Below are 16,766 nucleotides of genomic sequence, written 5' to 3' on the forward strand. Positions count from 1 at the left end.
ATGAACGATTTATTTTCATTGGATGGAAAAGTCGCACTCGTAACAGGGGCAACGCATGGATTAGGGATGGCAATGGCACAAGCGCTTGCAAAAGCGGGGGCTATACTCGTCATCAATGGACATACACCGGAAAAAATGGAGAGTGCCTTGAAAGCATACAAGGAAGCTGGCATTGATGCCAAGGGTTATCTCTTCGATGTGACCATGCCTGGTGTGGTTCAAGATAATATTGCTAAGATTACCGCAGAAATTGGCCCCATAGACATTCTGGTCAACAATGCTGGGATGATCATGCGGGTACCTGCCTTAGAAATGGACCCTGAAGATTTCAGAAAAGTCATCGATGTAGATTTGGTGTCACCCTTTATTCTCTCCCAAGCAGTGGCCAAAGGGATGATTGAGCGAAGGGGCGGAAAAATCATCAATATTTGCTCCATGATGAGCGAACTTGGAAGAGATACTGTCACTGCTTATTCTGCAGCAAAAGGTGGATTGAAAATGCTTACCAAAAACTTGTCAACCGAGTGGGCAAAATATAATATACAGGTCAACGGCATAGGTCCCGGTTATTTTGCAACTGAACAAACCAAACCTATCCGAGTAGATGGACATCCTATGAACAATTTCATCCTCGAACGAACACCCGCAGGGAGATGGGGAAACCCTGAAGATCTTGCCGGTGCAACGGTATTCTTAGCCTCCAAAGCAAGCGATTTTGTCAATGGGCAAATTATCTATGTGGATGGAGGGATCTTGGCAACGATTGGCAGGCCTAGAGATTAATTCAACAACGTATGAAAAAAGGAAAAGCAACTATTCACGATATTGCTGAAAAATTAAATATCACGGCTTCGACAGTGTCCCGCGCATTGAATGATAATCCGCGGATTTCAGAAACCACCAAGAAGCAAGTGGTAAAGATGGCTAAGCAACTCAACTACCAACCCAATCACATTGCTTCCGCCCTCCGAAGCGGCAAAAGCAAGCTGATCGGCGTAGTCGTCCCAACTGCCAATAGAAATTTCTTTTCCTCTGTGGTAAGAGGGATTGAGGAAATTGCCAATAATCTGGATTACAAGGTTATCATTTCCCAATCCTATGATGAATACGACAAAGAAGTACAGACCATCGAGGCATTACTCAATGCACGTGTGGACGGCATCATCGCTTCCATAGGCAAAAACACCTCCAATTTTGACCATTTCAAAAAAGTACTCGATAAAGGAATCCCCTTAGTTTTATTTGACCGGATTACCAATGAATTGGAAGTATCACAGGTAGTCATCGATGACTATTTGGCTGCTTATCAGATGACAGATCACCTGATCAAGCAAGGGTGCCGAAACATTGTCCACTTTACCAGTCCTAAAAAAATCAATATTTATCGGGACAGATTAAGAGGCTACGAAGATGCCCTACGAGACAATCAAATTCAACTCGACCCGAACTTGATTGAAGAAAGTAACATGCAATTGGAGGATGGAAGGTCAAGTACAGAGAACCTTTTGAAAAAAGGTGTTGAATTTGATGCTATTTTTTCAAGCTCAGATTACGCTGCTATGGGAGCTCTTCAAATTCTCAAAGAAAAAGGTATACAAGTGCCCCAACAAGTTAAGATTGCTGGTTTTGGAAATGAGCCATTTACATCATTCACTGACCCAACTATTACCACTGTAGACCAAAAATCCATTCCTATGGGGAGAGTTACAGCAGAAACCTTTTTTGCTATCCTCAATAACGAAAAAACGGATGAAACTCCACAAAAGACAGTACTAAAACCTGAGTTAATTCTCAGACAATCGACACAAAAATAATAATGAATCTCTAATAACCTATTAAGCTTATGTTTTCTACAGATATAATCAAAAAAAGCTTTCTATGCGATGACTTTCTATTAGAATCAGAATTTGCAAAGATACTGTATCATCAATATGCCAAGCATCTACCCATCTTGGATTATCACAACCATCTTTCTCCGAAAGAAATTGCTGAAAACAAACAATACAGAAGTATTTCTGAAGTTTGGCTGGCAGGTGATCACTACAAATGGCGTGCGATGCGAACACTAGGAGTTGATGAAAAATACATCACAGGCAATGCCAGTGATCAGGAAAAATTCCAGAAATGGGCAGAGACTGTGCCTTACACATTGAGAAATCCACTTTATCACTGGACACATTTGGAATTGAAGCGATATTTCGGAATAGATGCGTTACTTAATTTAGAAAATGCAAATGAAATATTTTTCCAAACAACTGAAGCATTGCAAGACCATAACTTTAAGGCTCAAGGATTGCTCCAGAAAATGGATGTAGAGGTTGTTTGCAGTACTGATGACCCTATAGATAGCTTGGAGTTTCATAAGCTAGGGCAGAAAAATGGTATCTCTCCCAAACTTTTCCCTGCATTCCGGCCTGACAAAGCGTTTGCTGTTGAAAATTCTAAAACTTACATGGCCTATGTAAGCAAATTGTCTGATGCAGTTGGTTTTGATATCAATAATTATTCAGACTTGCTTCAAGCCTTACAAAATCGCATAGACTTTTTTGCAGCTCATGGTTGTACGATTTCCGATCATGGACTAGAGCAATTATATATTTTCAAACTTGGTAAATTCTCCCCCGATCTTTTGTTCCAAAAACTACTATATGGTCAAACATTAAGTGGAGAAGAGATCAAGTATTTCAAATTCAACACTTTGCTTGAATTATGTAAGATGTATCATGCCAAAGGTTGGGTACAACAATTTCATCTCGGCGCCCTTAGGAACACCAATCAACGTATGCTTTCCAAATTAGGTCCTGATACTGGTTTTGATTCTATTGGAGATTATCCTCAAGCTTTAGGCTTAGCTGGATTTCTCAATCTGCTGGACTCCACTGACCAATTGACAAAAACTATTCTTTATAACCTGAACCCAGGAGATAATGAAGTGCTTGCTACGATGGTAGGCAACTTCAACGATGGGTCTGTCAAAGGAAAGATACAGTTTGGATCAGGGTGGTGGTTTTTAGACCAAAAAGACGGCATGGAAAAACAACTCAATACTCTTTCTAATATGGGGCTTTTGAGCTGCTTTGTTGGGATGTTGACGGATTCCAGAAGTTTTCTCTCCTTCCCAAGACACGAATACTTCCGAAGAGTCTTATGTAATTTGGTAGGAAAAGATGTAGAGAAAGGAGAACTGCCAGCAGATGAAAAATGGCTAGGAAAAATCGTTTCAGACATTTGTTACCACAATGCTAAAGCATATTTTAATTTCTAAGGAAAAGCACCGCCATGGATACTCTCAATAAGCTCACAAGGAATACTGTTACTACTGAAGCCCGACCCATCAAAGTTGTCCAATTTGGAGAAGGCAACTTTTTACGCGGATTTTGCGATTGGATGATCGATCAAATGAATGAGTTGACAGATTTCAATGGTAATATTCAGATTGTACAACCTTTACAGCAAGGCATGGGAACACAAGTCAACCAACAGGATGGCTTGTACCATGTTGTCTTACAAGGCATTCACCAAGGTCAGGAAATCAACGAAGCCAGATTGATTACAGCTGTAGAAGGAGTAATCAATCCCTATGAGGATTTTATCGGATTCAAGAACTTGGCAAAAAATCCTGACCTCCAGATATTACTTTCGAATACTACAGAAGCAGGTATTGCGTTTGAACCATCAGATCGCTCCTATGACAAAACTCCCGAAACATTTCCCGGTAAAGTCACCCTCTTACTTTGGGAGCGATACAATCATTTCAATGCATCCAAAGACAAAGGGCTTTACATATTACCTTGTGAACTGATCGATAAAAACGGCGAGGAGCTTCAAAGATGCGTACTTCAATATGTAAAACTTTGGAAGCTACCTCAAGCTTTTAAGGACTGGGTAATCAACCAAAATACATTTTACAATACACTGGTAGACAGAATTGTGCCAGGCTATCCAAAAGAGACTGCCAAAGAAATCCAACAGGAACTTGGATACTTCGACTCTTTACTAGTCAAAGCAGAGCCTTTTCATTTGTGGGTAATTGAAGGTCCTAAAAGCATTCAAAATATTCTACCTATCGAACAAGCTGGCTTACAAATCAAGGTAGTAGATGACCTGACTCCTTATAGAACACGGAAAGTCAGAATTCTCAATGGAGCACACACCGCAATGGTTCCCTTGGCCTATTTGGAAGGCTTAAGAACCGTTAGAGATTGTATGGAAGATGTCAAATTTTATCCAGTTTTGGAAAAAATCATTTATGATGAAATCATTCCTAGCATGGATATGCCAAAAGATGAACTGCTAGACTTTGCACAGGATGTATTGGATCGCTTCCGAAATCCATATGTTCACCATGAGCTTGCCAGCATCGCGTTGAATGCTGTATCCAAATTTAAAGTTCGAGTGCTTCCATCCCTTATTGGATATTATCATAAAAATCAACAGTTACCCTCCATTTTAATCAAGTCATTCGCAGCTTTAATCTTGTTTTATAAGGGTGAATATCAAGAAACAAAACTTCCAGTGAATGATAGCCCTGAAATCATGTCATTTTTCAACTCAGTCTGGAATGAGCCTAATGAACTATCAGAAAAAGTTGACAAAATTCTATCCAACGAAGGTCTGTGGGAAGAAAACTTAGGAAAAATCAAAGGTTTGAAATCAGCTGTGGAGCAAGAATTATTGAACTACCTAAGTATAGTTGAAGCAAGTTAAATTTACATTCAGGTAATTCGGAAAAAAAGCTTTTCAACCATACCTACAGATGGCAGATTTTGGCATTTGCAGGAATTTATATGTATTTGGGTAAAGGTTCAACAGGTTGTTTGACAACTTTTACTCCTGTTTTTTGACTTCTCCCGGGCTATGCCCAAAGTGCTTTTTGAAAACTTTTCCAAAGTACGCCACATCCTGAAAACCCACTTCGTAGGCGATATCAGAAACTCTGTGCTTTTGAGAAAGCAGAAGTTTCATGGCGAGGTTCATTCGTTTTTCCTTGATAAACTCAGAAGGCGTAAGTCCGGTAAGGGCTTTGATTTTTCTGAATAAATGCACCCTACTCATCCCTATTTGGTCACTTAGAAAGTCAACTGTAAGATTCGGTTGACTCAGATGTTCATCCACTAGCTGTTGGACTTTTTGCATCAAGTCTCTGTCCTGCGTACTCAACGTTCCTTTGGAATCCCCCAAAGCTTGCTCACCCCTGAATTTCTCCTGTACCAAGGCTCTATTTTTGAGTATGCTCTTGACCTTGGCTTTCAATTCTAATATATTGAATGGCTTACTGATAAAATCATCTGCCCCATATTCTAACCCCTCCAACTTGAAATTTTGGGCGCTTTTGGCGGTCAGCAAGATTATCGGAATGTGGCTGATAGCTGGATTAGTTTTAATTGCTTTACATAATTCCATTCCATCCATCTCAGGCATCATCACATCAGAAATAATTAGTGCAGGATCAGATTTTAAGGCCTTATTCAAACCAGAAACACCATTTTTAGCCGTTATTACTTCATATTCATGACTAAACTGACCTTTGAGAAATTTTTTTAATTCCACATTATCTTCGACAATCAACAATGTTGGTTTGGAATCACTGCTGTCCTCCGGCATTCCCGCCAGCTCGGTATCCTGATATTCCAAGGGTACAGGTTTTACAAATGGTTGATTGCTTGATTCTTTTTCTACTATTTCGTCAGCAATTTCAAATGGCATCTCAATAAAAAAAGCCGTTCCTTTTCCTAATTGGCTTTCTACCGAAATTTTACCTCCTAATATACTTACCAGTGAATTTGTCAAGGATAAGCCTATACCGGCCCCATATTGCTTTTTGCTTTCTTTGAAAAAACGGTCAAAAATATGGGGCAATGCTTCTTGACTGATTCCTCTCCCGTTGTCTTTGATGGTGAAATGATAAACTCCACCTCGCTCTTGTACAGTAAAAGTGATTTCACCCCCCACTTGGGTAAATTTGAACGCATTCGATAAGAGATTAAAAAGGATTTTTTCCATTTTGTCTTGATCAATCCAAAGTGGTTGTTGGGGCAAACCATCGAAAGCTGCCGAAAGCTTGATTTTTTGCTTATCTGCCAATCCTTTGAAACTATCGAGTATGTCGGCTAAAAAGCTTTCCAAAAATAAAGGTTTTAGATTTTGCTGGGAATGACCTGTTTCGATTTCACGAATTTCCAATATTTGGTCAATCAGATGTAATAGTCGCTTTGCATTGAAAAACATGATTCTAAGCCGGCTTTTTAGCCAAGAATCTCCCGTTCCCCGTGCAATGATATCTTCCAAAGGAGAGAGAATCAAGGTCAATGGCGTCCTGAACTCATGGGATACATCAATAAAATATTTCAGCTTTAAATCATGAAATTCACGCCATTTTTCTTTTTCTAGTTGTTCTAAAAGAAGCGTATTTTTTAATTGAGTACTTTTTATGGCATTTCTTCTAATAATCCAAAAACCAAATACAATCACAATTCCATAAATCGAAATTGCCCACCAAGTTTTCCAAGGTGGTGGCAAAATGACGATTTCCAACTTAGCTGGGATTTCATTCCATATACCATCATTATTACTTCCTTTTACCAAAAAAGTGTAAGTTCCATCAGGTAAACTAGTATACGTTGCGGATCTTCTTCCATTAGTCTGAACCCAATCCTCGTCAAATCCAACTAGCTGATAGGCATAGCTATTGTTCTCAGGTCTAATATAATTCAATGCAGCAAAATCAATACTAAAAATGGACTGGAAATAGGTCAAGATGATTTTTTCTGTCTTATAGATATTGTTGTCCAAGATACCAGATTCATCGTTTGGGGAAACTCTCTTATTGGAAACACTCAAATTTGTAAGCAGTACATTAGGAACATGTTCGTTGTCTTTAATTTTTAAAGGGTCAAATTTGACATAACCATTTATTCCTCCAATCAAAAACTCGCCGGTAGGTAGTTTTAAAAAAGCTCCTTCATTTAGCTCAATTAATGGGAACCCTGAGGATAAGCGATATGATTTAAAAAAATAGTTGTCTCCATCTATGGTAAGTTTATTAATACCATTGATACAGACAAACCATAGATTTCCTTCATTGTCTTGTAATGTCCCAAGTACAACATTATTAAGCAACCCATTCCCAGTATGAAACTGTTGTGAAGTCCTGTTTTTGAGATCAAACAAAATTATTCCCTCTCCTTGAGATGAGATCCAAATACGACCCTTTTTATCTAAAAAAAGATGATTGATTTCATCAGCAAAAATAGAATCATCTCCAAAGCTATCAAATGTTTCAAAAGTCCCTAATTTTGTATCAAAAAACACTACACCTTTTCCTTTGGTAGCTAGCATCAATTTATCGTTTTCTAACCATGTGAGAGACTTTACTGGATAGTTTCTAAGATATTCTTGTAGTTCATCTTGACCAAGGTAATTAGAAAATTTTTCTGTCTTTATATCAAAATAAAATAGCCCTCCACCACTGTCCACTGCAAGCCATAATCCTTTTTTTCCATCAGGTAAGATAAAATTGATGATCGCTCTTTTTAAAAACGCAAAATCTGGTTGGCTGGATGATGGATAATTGAGAATAGTACGTCCATCAGTTTGCAGTTTTTGTAAACCCTCCCTAAAAACTCCCATCCAAACTTGATCTTGAAAATCAACCATTAAAGATTTGATAGTACTATTTCTCTTAATGGATGTATGGTTTTCCTCTGGAAATTCTACACGATTTAGTCCCCCTCTTTCGGTACCAATGAAAACTTTTCCCTTAGAGTCTACGGCGAAAGCACCAACTACATCATAGGATAAAGAAGTATCTTCTCCTGGTTTCGAATAATAATGTTCAAAGCGTTGCAAGTTTGGGTCATACAAGTTTAAACCACCTTGGTAGGTACCAATCCAAATAGAACCATTTTTGTCTTTTAATATAGATCGGATACTTCCATGAGAAAGGCTTTCAGCTTGTGCAGGTTTTGAAAAAATAGAAATGACTTTATTTTGATCGGTTATCAAATTTAATCCATCAAAGGTACCTACCCATAAGCTCCCCTCATTGTCAATTTCAAGTGTTCGAATATTGTTATTAGTCAATCTTTTGTTGATGTCTTCAACCTCTTGTTTAAACTGACTAATAAACTTCCCTTCTGAATTAAACAAATACAAACCATCTCCATATGACCCTATCCATAAGGAGTCTCCTTTTACTACCATAGCTTCAACCCTAGCCGTACTTGGAGAGGGTAGTTCCAATTCAATTCTTTTAAGTGAAAGATCCTGTTCTACACTATGAATGGTCATTCGAGAGGATCCAACAAGGATTTTACCATTAAAATCCACAGTTAAGGCAGTAACCATCCCCAAAAGTTGTAAAGATGAACTTCCAACTTTGGAAAACTCCTCTTTCTCTACGTCAAAAAGGAACAATCCAAATCTCCCACCAACCCAAATCCTGTCTAATTTATCAATCAACAAGGCATTAAACAACGTACTCTCATATTGATCTGATGGTAACGTATAATTTTTAAATGTTCCTTTTTTTCTATCTAAAAAACTGAGTCCATTTTCAGTAATTACCCAAATATTCCCTTTAGAGTCTCCTTGGATTTCTGTGACTGTATTTCCACCTAAACTCGTCTTGTTATTGATTTCATGCCTAAAAATCTCAAAATCATAGCCGTCAAATTTATTCAAACCATCTCGTGTTCCTAACCAAATAAATCCAAAAATATCCTGATATATGCTTAAAACACTATTTTGGGATAGGCCTTTTTGGACTCCGATTCTATCGAATTTAATATTGTCATAGGTTAACTGTTGACCTTGGAGATCAGAAAAAAAACCAAAAGAAACACCAATGAAGAATAGCCCAATGACACACTTTACTTTCATATGGTGAAAATAGAAATTAGCTGGAATTTTGCCTTAGATATTTCGAAGAATAAATATTTTATGTAGCTTTACTCTGAGCTTTATTTTGATTACTGTTAGCCTGTTGAGCCCTCGCTAACAGGTGTTTCCTTACTTCTTCTTGTGTTTTTGAAAACTCAAAACATAAAGATGAAGACTTTAAAAATTGCTGTACTCTGGGGATTAATCGTATGCTTACCCACCTTGATGGCCAAGGGACAAACTCGGTCTAAAGAATCCATTAATTCACATTGGAAGTTTTCCAAAGGAGATTTCGAGGCTGAAAAAATAGAAAAACTTGCTCCTGATTGGCCTGTAATTCACTTACCTCACACCTGGAACGATCAGGACGTATTGCCTGATGGTCAACGAGGATATTATCGGGGAAAGGGTTACTATTTCAAGGAACTTCAGCAGAAATTTGACAAAGAAAACCACAACTACTACCTCCATTTTGAAGGCGCTAACCAAACTACGACAGTTTTCATGAATGGAAAACATGTAGGTGAGCACATTGGAGGTTATTCAGCGTTTCGATTTGATATTACGGATCACTTGGAACCGGAATACAATCAGCTTGCGATAGTGGTGGACAACTCTCATAACCCCGATATACCACCACTTTCTGCTGATTTTACATTTTTTGGAGGCATCTATAGAGATGTATGGCTCATTTCTACTTCAAAGCTGCATTTTGATATGGACAATTATGCCAGTGATGGAGTTTTTATCCAAACTCCAGAAGTATCTCAGGACCAAGCAAAACTGACGATTAAGGGAGGCATACAAAGCAATATTCAAAATATCCAGGATATCTCACTTGGGTTAGTTATCAAACATCCAAACAATAACATCATTCATGAATCTCAACATCCAATACTACTCCAAGGGGGGAGGAATTCATTTGATATTAAGGATATAGCAATCTCTAATCCAGATTTATGGGCACCTGACTCTCCTTTCTTATATAGCCTGGAGGCAAAAATTTATCATCAAGGGGAACTTACGGATCAATTGAATATTCCATTTGGTATCCGCTTTTTTCACTTTGATCCCAAAGAAGGCTTTTTCTTGAATGGACAGCCCATGAAACTCATGGGGGCAAACAGACATCAGGATTTTATGGGCATGGGTAATGCACTGTCTGATGAACAGCATTGGGCTGATATGAAGGCAATCAAAGATATGGGAGCAAATTTTGTCCGATTGGCTCATTACCCACAAGACCCAGCTGTCTTGCGAGCAGCAGACCGATTGGGATTGATGATCTGGGAGGAAACTCCCCTTGTCAACGAAGTGACCGCAAGCGAAGAGCATGACTTTAACTCCGAAGAAATGCTTAAAGAAATGATTAGACAGCACTACAATCATCCATCGGTGATTATTTGGGGCTATATGAATGAAATATATTGGGCTCACCGATTTATTGATTCTGCTATCGTAGATAGTCAAACGAGACACACAGTGCAGCTAGCTAAAAAATTAGAAAAAATCACAAGACAGGAGGACCCCTACCGCTATACAGCCATGGCCCTCCACAATTATCCTTTGTATGAAAGTTCGGGATTGTCTGAAATTCCTCAAATCGTGAGTTGGAACCTATATCATGGTTGGTATTATGATAATTTTGAGGATTTTGGCAAGTTTATGGATGAACAGCATGCGCTTTACCCAGAGAGAATTCATTTCATCAGTGAGTTTGGGGCGGGTAGTGACCCTAGGCTCCATAGTACCAAACCAGAAAAGTTTGATTTTACCATGGAGGGTCATAAAAGATTTCTTGAAAGCTACTTAAAACAGTTATATGAAAGGCCATACATTTCAGGCGGGGCTGTGTGGAATTTAATTGATTTTAGCTCCGAGCGAAGAATTGACACCAATCCACATCTCAATAATAAGGGTATACTGACAAGTGACCGAACTCCAAAAGATGTTTACTATTTATTTCAAGCGTACTTATCAGACACGCCTGTTTTAAAAATAGCCGAAACCAATTGGAGGCATCGTTCTGCTCTGTCCACAGATGGTAAAACAGCTGCTTTGCCTGTTCAAATTTACAGCAACCTTCCAGCAGCAGAACTTATTCATAATGGACAATCCCTTGGTGAAAAAACCGTAACTGATCATCATGTGACTTGGGATGTGGTATTTATCGAAGGAGAAAATATTTTTGAAGCAAAATCGCCTCATGAGACCATAATAAAAGACCGACTGGAAATCCATTTTACCCCAGTAGCTGAATCACTCAAAGATGCCATGCAAACAGAATTGTACGTCAACTTTGGGAGCAATCACAGCTTTTTTGATGATAAAGGAAAGGTGAACTATATCCCAAGCAGAGTTTACGATAATCGTGGCTGGGGGCATGTGGGAGGAAAAAGTTTGTATATCGCCAACAAAATCGGCACAAAAGAAGATATTCTTACCACTAATGAATTTGTTCCTTTGTATCAAACTATGCAGGAGGGCATAGAAAAATTCTATGCGGATATGCCTGATGGGGAGTATGTTGTGGAACTTTGGATGGTTGAGCCATTCCCAAGGTCTAGAAGATTTGTCGAAGGAATAGAATCTCCTAAACATCCAGGAGGAATTCGGGTTTTTGATATTTCCATCAACGGCCTAACTGTCATTGAAAATCTCGATTTACTCAAAGATTTTGGATACAACTATCCTGTTAGAGAAAAATTTGTAGTCAATGCTTCAAATAATTCAGGAATTGAAATATCATTTACCAGCAAAGTAGGAAGGCCAATTATCAGTGCCTTAAGTATTAAAAAGCTTTAAACGTACTCCTATGCAAAAAACTTCGTGACGCATCTGATGTAAGTCACGAAGTTTTTTCAACTTTCAATAAGAAAACGGACCAATAGATTGAATTTGAAACGCGATGTTTTAATGCTTCAGTTTGATAATCAAAAACTGGTAAGTTCCTTCAATAGTAAGCATGAGTTGATTCGTCTGTAAATCAGAAGCTATACTTTCTCCATAGATAATGTCAAAATCGGTATAATTATCTGGAAGGTGAAATGAAAATGAATCAGCCTCCGATGCCTCTTTATAGACTAACAAATAATCATGTGGCTCCAGTGGAGTATGAATCCAAAAGCCTAACCAAGATACACCTGATGGTTCTTCTCCCAAAGGAAGTACCACAGACGCATGCCAATTAGACGAATGATTAGAATAAACCTTGAGTAAATTTCGTAAATCCTCCTGACCTGTAGGTAATCCGGATACTTCCATCCATGCTAATGGCTGTGCTGCCAAGGTTGCTGAAAACGCATAGGGAAGTCCAACATTTGATGGTGCGTGAATATCATTTGCCGCATATTTTCCAGCGTTTCTAAAAACATTGAGCCATTCGATTTGCAATCTACTACTTGGTACATAAGAAGCTAACATCCAAAGGTTCCGAAGTGATCTATACGGATAGTAATTACCCCAATCTGTATATCGATTTTCTAAGAAAACATTTCCAAATTCCTGCATATAATGATAGCCAACTCTTTTTCCAGCAGTCACATCTAAGTTGAAGGTCGCTGTGCCTTCGGTGGCATCCATGACAGCAGTAAAAAACTTCCTAACATTCGTCTCAGCTTCCAGATTGCCGAGTTCTAATCCATCAATTTTAAAGACCTTAATTCCAAGCTCTCTGAAATAGGAAATCAAAATAGAAGCATCCCTTTCCCAGTTTTTATAGTAGTCTGACTTACTTGGATTAAACCAGAGGCAAATTTCTACTCCAGATTGATTTGCTTTTTCTACAATAGATTTCAAGCCATTAGGAAATCGCTCCGCGTGGGGTTGCCAGTCTTCGAGTGTCCAGTCATCCCATTTCATCCCTGCTTTGGAAGCTGAATTTTTGGATAAACCTTGCTGCCAGCCATCATCTAATTGTAAGTGGGTAATTCCCAATTGAGCGGCAGCTTCAATTTCTTTTAGAATAAATTCTTCATTCATTCTGCTGTCCTGGCTTCTATCTCCCCATGTATTGGCGAGAATCATAGCGTCACGATTGGTGTCATACTTTCTCAACATCATCTGATACGTCAACCAGTCCTTGCGTTCGGCCAAGTCCTCCTGCTTCGATAACCCCCTTGCAAAAGAATACACAGCTATCCATTGATCTGATGATAATATCCTTGGTTCAATCCCTAAGCCATTCATTGCAACTCCCCAGTTGTAAATGGTAAAATCAAACCCAGGATAACTGGATTGAGACCATGCAATCGGGCTTTCTTTGAGCATCCATAGCGAAGTATTTGCATGAGGAAGTCGTGCTACAATTAAATTTCCCTGAACTTGTTGCGCTTGACGAAAAGGAAATAAAGTCTGCTTAGTTACCATATTGTCATGGTAATCGGTAGCTTCCTTAAAGCTTACAAGTTCGTACCTGGTATGAGGACTTAATCCTGACAAAACTCCAATTCGGGTGTTTTCAGCTATACCAACCCTGATATTTTCTATCATAGGATTGCCTTCATTTCCGGCTATTTCCCAAATTTTTTCTGATGCTTCACCTTTGATAGCATACTGATGCCTAATAGCTCCAGAATGCTCATACATTATCAAGTCATGATTGAGTTGTAAAGATTCTGATGAACTTACCAGACTTACTTTAAGATAGGGATTTTCTATAGGGTAGTTTTGCACTATTTCAGTTGAAAAATCAACTTTTTGAAAATCTTGAGACTCCTTGGCAAGAAAAATGTCAGGTTTAGGATCAGTAGAAAAATAATTGACTCCATCGGTTAAATTTACAATAGACAGTAATCGAAGTTGACCATCCCAAAGATATGTATGAATAGCATGTGTATTTTCAATGAAGAGGGTATCGCCTTTGAGCGTAGCTTTTGGCAGCTTGTCTTCTGCATATACCAACGTGCTTAGCACAAGGCAGCAAACCAATGTCAGTAGGTTTTTCATAATTAGTTGCCCAAGATTAATTCATTGATAGTGTTTTTACTGTTTTCCTCTTTGATAATTTCAAAAGCGTCCAAGAGCTCTCCATTGGACATGTAAGTCTCAAATTTTAGCATGTCTGAAAAAACAGTTACCGTCTGAAAAGTCTGCACTCCTTCAAACTTTTGAAGCATCCACGGATGATCCCCCAAAGGATACATTTTTCTACCTGCTACAGCGACTACATATACTGTTCCGCTGTATTCATTCCATTGATCCAATCCAGAAATTACTTCATTCCCTCTTGCATAGACGTGGTCATGCCCTTGAAGTACTAAGTCAACCTTATATTTATCGAGTATTGGTTTCCAAATTTTTAAAACTCCATCGTTAACTCTTCCGGTAGCACCCGATATCACCGGATGATGAAACATCACGATCACCCATTTTTGAGTATTGCTGGCCAAGATATTTTCCAGCCAATCTGCCTGTTCTTCTAATTTTTCATTGGAATCAAGCATGATAAAACGGCTATTTCCATAATCGTAGAAATAGGATCTGTTTTTTAGATTGATTGGCCCGTTGGCTGGAAACTTAAAATGAGCATCCCAATAAGGCGTGATACCGATCTTTTTTTCATTTTCATCTTTGATGTATTCATGATTACCTGGCACAATTAGTTGGGGAATTCGTTGAATATATGGGCTTGCGGCATGAAACCATTCAGCCCATTCATAATCATTTTGGGAATGGTTGATTAAATCCCCGACATGCAAGGCAAATTTTGCTTTTGGGGCTGTTTCAAATGCCTTAGCCACTACTCTTGACCATAAAGGAACCAAATCATTCTGTGCATCTCCCAAAAAAATGAACTGAAAAGAATCCTCAGGTTCTTGGGTATCAAAATCAAACCAAGGCGACCAATAGTCTCCTCCTCCAACTCTGTAACTATAAATCTTATTTTTTTCTAAGTCAATCAAACTCACCTCGTGGACCAGAGAGCTGTCCGACTGCAAGGTTACCTGCAACGCTGTTTGTGCTGAGAATTTTAGCCTTGATCTATGAAAATCACTTTTCCCTGTTTGTACTGCCAATTCCAAAGCTTGTTTATCGCTGGCAAGGGAAGTTCTCCACTTGATATTCCGTTGTGAATCGACTTGATCTCCAAAAGAAAGTATGATTCTATCTGGAATAACCGAGGCTTTAAAAGGAATTTGAGGATTGGGTGGAGGAGTGTTTTTTTCCAAACTTTGCCCTAGGGACAAATGCCATACAAAAAAACACATGAGAGAGATTGATCTTTTCATAACCAACACACGAACCTTATATATGAGAAACTACACGAGAAAAAAATTAGCAGGCAACTTCTAGAGAAACTGCCTGCTAATTGACTAAAACTATAGATTAACGGATTGAGCCATCAGGATTTTTTACCCAACCTCTAGTCCAATCGTTTGCAGAATTTTGTACAGCACCGACAAATGCAGCTGAAGCAAACCCTGTAATGGTATTGGGATTAAATTGGGATGCCTGAGCTGCGGTAGGGACAAAGGAACCACTACTTATACCAGGAATGGTAGTTAAAACTGGTTGGTTACCTTCAAAACCAGTCACATTATTGAAGAATGGGTTTTGAAAAACACCATCGCCATCAATAAAGCCTCTAAACGGATTCCCATTAGCTGTATCATCTCTATAAGGATCTGTAGGCACATCAAATATAAAGCTGTGTGCAAAAACGGTAGGTCCATTTAAGTCCGTTACTGAAACATTATCATTAAGTCTTAATCCTCTTCTAGCAAATGAAGCAATGATTGTGTTGTATACTTTTCCACTGCTGTTAGCTCTCATACGGATACCAGAGGTATTACCAGCATCTGCTCCAGGTCCAATTACTGTAAAGTTGGAAATTATAGGAGAGGCTGTTTCTCTTATATCAACCTCTGAATTATCTCCCCAAACTCTACTAATCATAGAGATCCCAAATTGCATTCTTCCAGCATATGCATCACCAATTCTAAACCCTCCGGATTCACAATCTGTAGCTACCAAATAATTCATGTTGACAGTACCATCAGTAGGCATTATTCCTTCTCCAGCAGCTCTAAAGACTTGAATATGATCTATGGTAGTACCACTTCCAACATTTTGAAGTCTAAAATTTCTTGCATTTCCATATTCAAATCTGATATAACGGTAAGTTCCACTAGTAGATGTACCACCATTTCCGCGAATATTGAAAACTCCCCAATCCCCAGAATCCTCATTAGAGGTCAATGTGTTAACAGATGTAAATACTATGGGATTTTGGGCAGTTCCGACTACTTCGGCAGTTGCTCCCGCATTGATTACTATATCTGTAAGCGTACCATTAGGGCTTTCAATAAATACCTGAACCCCCTCTTGAATTCTCAAAGCTGCACCTGAAGCAAAATTCATGGTACTCCTAACCAGATAATTTCTTCCAGTGATGAAAACCACATCATTTTCAAAAATACCATCTTCAGGAATATCTACACGGAATAACTGCTGTCCACCAATAGTAACTGCTTCATAAGCTACCGTTACCACATTCAATGAGACCCTCTCTGAGGTAACTCCTTGAGTATTAGTGACAGCAAATTCAAATTGGAAAACTTCACCCTCAGTTGCATTTGTTGGAACTGTTTGATTGGTATAAGAAAATGAAGTAGCGTCCTGTTGTAAAGGAACAACCTCTAAGACTCCTCCACCTCTAAAAACAATTAATTCTCGATTTCCTCCTCCTGTATTCAGGTTGAGATTTACAGTGATTGTTTGACCTCTCCTAACTTCTATAGTCTCACCTCCTTCAATTGAAATAGTAGGTGTAGGTAATTGCGGTTCGTCATCTTCTCCGCAAGAAAATGTTAGAAAAGCAAGTACAGCAAGTCCTAAAAGGTAAATGCGCATACTTTTTGGTTTTGTTTGTATCATGGTTATTT

General features: G+C 38.7%; 9 protein-coding genes. 5 read left to right on the forward strand and 4 right to left on the reverse strand.

Going from position 1 to position 16,766, the window contains the following annotated elements:
• Genes ACXIUD_RS18365 through ACXIUD_RS18380 form a run of 4 tightly spaced genes read left to right on the forward strand, consistent with a single transcriptional unit; the run spans position 1 to position 4,707 of the window.
• Positions 1-783, forward strand: a complete 783-nt coding sequence (locus ACXIUD_RS18365) for a gluconate 5-dehydrogenase (protein ID WP_458054111.1) — start codon at positions 1-3, stop codon at positions 781-783.
• An 11-nt stretch (positions 784-794) separates the two neighbouring features.
• On the forward strand, positions 795-1,814 hold the full coding sequence (locus ACXIUD_RS18370; protein ID WP_458054112.1) for a LacI family DNA-binding transcriptional regulator: 1,020 nt from the start codon (positions 795-797) through the stop codon (positions 1,812-1,814).
• 29 nt (positions 1,815-1,843) lie between these two features.
• A complete protein-coding gene (gene uxaC, locus ACXIUD_RS18375) occupies positions 1,844-3,265 on the forward strand; it encodes a glucuronate isomerase (protein WP_458054113.1) in 1,422 nt (473 codons plus the stop codon).
• 14 nt (positions 3,266-3,279) lie between these two features.
• The gene (locus ACXIUD_RS18380; RefSeq protein ID WP_458054114.1) at positions 3,280-4,707 is read left to right on the forward strand and encodes a tagaturonate reductase; all 1,428 of its coding nucleotides are present in this window, start codon (positions 3,280-3,282) and stop codon (positions 4,705-4,707) included.
• A gap of 120 nt (positions 4,708-4,827) precedes the next feature.
• Here ACXIUD_RS18380 and ACXIUD_RS18385 read toward each other — a convergent pair whose 3' ends face one another.
• Positions 4,828-8,880 carry a hybrid sensor histidine kinase/response regulator transcription factor gene (locus tag ACXIUD_RS18385; RefSeq protein WP_458054115.1) on the reverse strand — a complete coding sequence of 1,351 codons (4,053 nt, stop codon included), beginning with the start codon at positions 8,878-8,880 and terminating at the stop codon, positions 4,828-4,830.
• A 168-nt stretch (positions 8,881-9,048) separates the two neighbouring features.
• Between ACXIUD_RS18385 and ACXIUD_RS18390 the strand changes: the two genes are divergently transcribed.
• Positions 9,049-11,685 carry a glycoside hydrolase family 2 TIM barrel-domain containing protein gene (locus tag ACXIUD_RS18390; RefSeq protein WP_458054116.1) on the forward strand — a complete coding sequence of 879 codons (2,637 nt, stop codon included), beginning with the start codon at positions 9,049-9,051 and terminating at the stop codon, positions 11,683-11,685.
• A gap of 108 nt (positions 11,686-11,793) precedes the next feature.
• Here the strand turns inward: ACXIUD_RS18390 and ACXIUD_RS18395 are convergent, their stop codons facing one another.
• From ACXIUD_RS18395 to ACXIUD_RS18405, 3 genes are all read right to left on the reverse strand, one after another.
• Positions 11,794-13,827, reverse strand: coding sequence for an alpha-galactosidase (locus ACXIUD_RS18395; RefSeq protein ID WP_458054117.1), 2,034 nt, complete (start codon positions 13,825-13,827; stop codon positions 11,794-11,796).
• A gap of 2 nt (positions 13,828-13,829) precedes the next feature.
• Positions 13,830-15,110 (reverse strand): metallophosphoesterase, encoded by a 1,281-nt coding sequence (locus tag ACXIUD_RS18400; protein ID WP_458054118.1) that lies wholly within the window; start codon positions 15,108-15,110, stop codon positions 13,830-13,832.
• Positions 15,111-15,207: 97 nt separating this feature from the next.
• On the reverse strand, positions 15,208-16,758 hold the full coding sequence (locus tag ACXIUD_RS18405; protein ID WP_458054119.1) for a hypothetical protein: 1,551 nt from the start codon (positions 16,756-16,758) through the stop codon (positions 15,208-15,210).
• Positions 16,759-16,766 lie beyond the last annotated feature (8 nt).

The sequence above is a fragment of the Mongoliitalea sp. genome (assembly GCF_054166905.1).

Bases quoted from the DNA above. Each gene is read 5' to 3' on its own strand.
- ACXIUD_RS18365 (WP_458054111.1), top strand. From the start codon at position 1: ATGAACGATTTATTTTCATTGGATGGAAAAGTCGCACTCGTAACAGGG.
- ACXIUD_RS18370 (WP_458054112.1), top strand. From the start codon at position 795: ATGAAAAAAGGAAAAGCAACTATTCACGATATTGCTGAAAAATTAAAT.
- uxaC (WP_458054113.1), top strand. From the start codon at position 1,844: ATGTTTTCTACAGATATAATCAAAAAAAGCTTTCTATGCGATGACTTT.
- ACXIUD_RS18380 (WP_458054114.1), top strand. From the start codon at position 3,280: ATGGATACTCTCAATAAGCTCACAAGGAATACTGTTACTACTGAAGCC.
- ACXIUD_RS18385 (WP_458054115.1), bottom strand. From the start codon at position 8,880: ATGAAAGTAAAGTGTGTCATTGGGCTATTCTTCATTGGTGTTTCTTTT.
- ACXIUD_RS18390 (WP_458054116.1), top strand. From the start codon at position 9,049: ATGAAGACTTTAAAAATTGCTGTACTCTGGGGATTAATCGTATGCTTA.
- ACXIUD_RS18395 (WP_458054117.1), bottom strand. From the start codon at position 13,827: ATGAAAAACCTACTGACATTGGTTTGCTGCCTTGTGCTAAGCACGTTG.
- ACXIUD_RS18400 (WP_458054118.1), bottom strand. From the start codon at position 15,110: ATGAAAAGATCAATCTCTCTCATGTGTTTTTTTGTATGGCATTTGTCC.
- ACXIUD_RS18405 (WP_458054119.1), bottom strand. From the start codon at position 16,758: ATGATACAAACAAAACCAAAAAGTATGCGCATTTACCTTTTAGGACTT.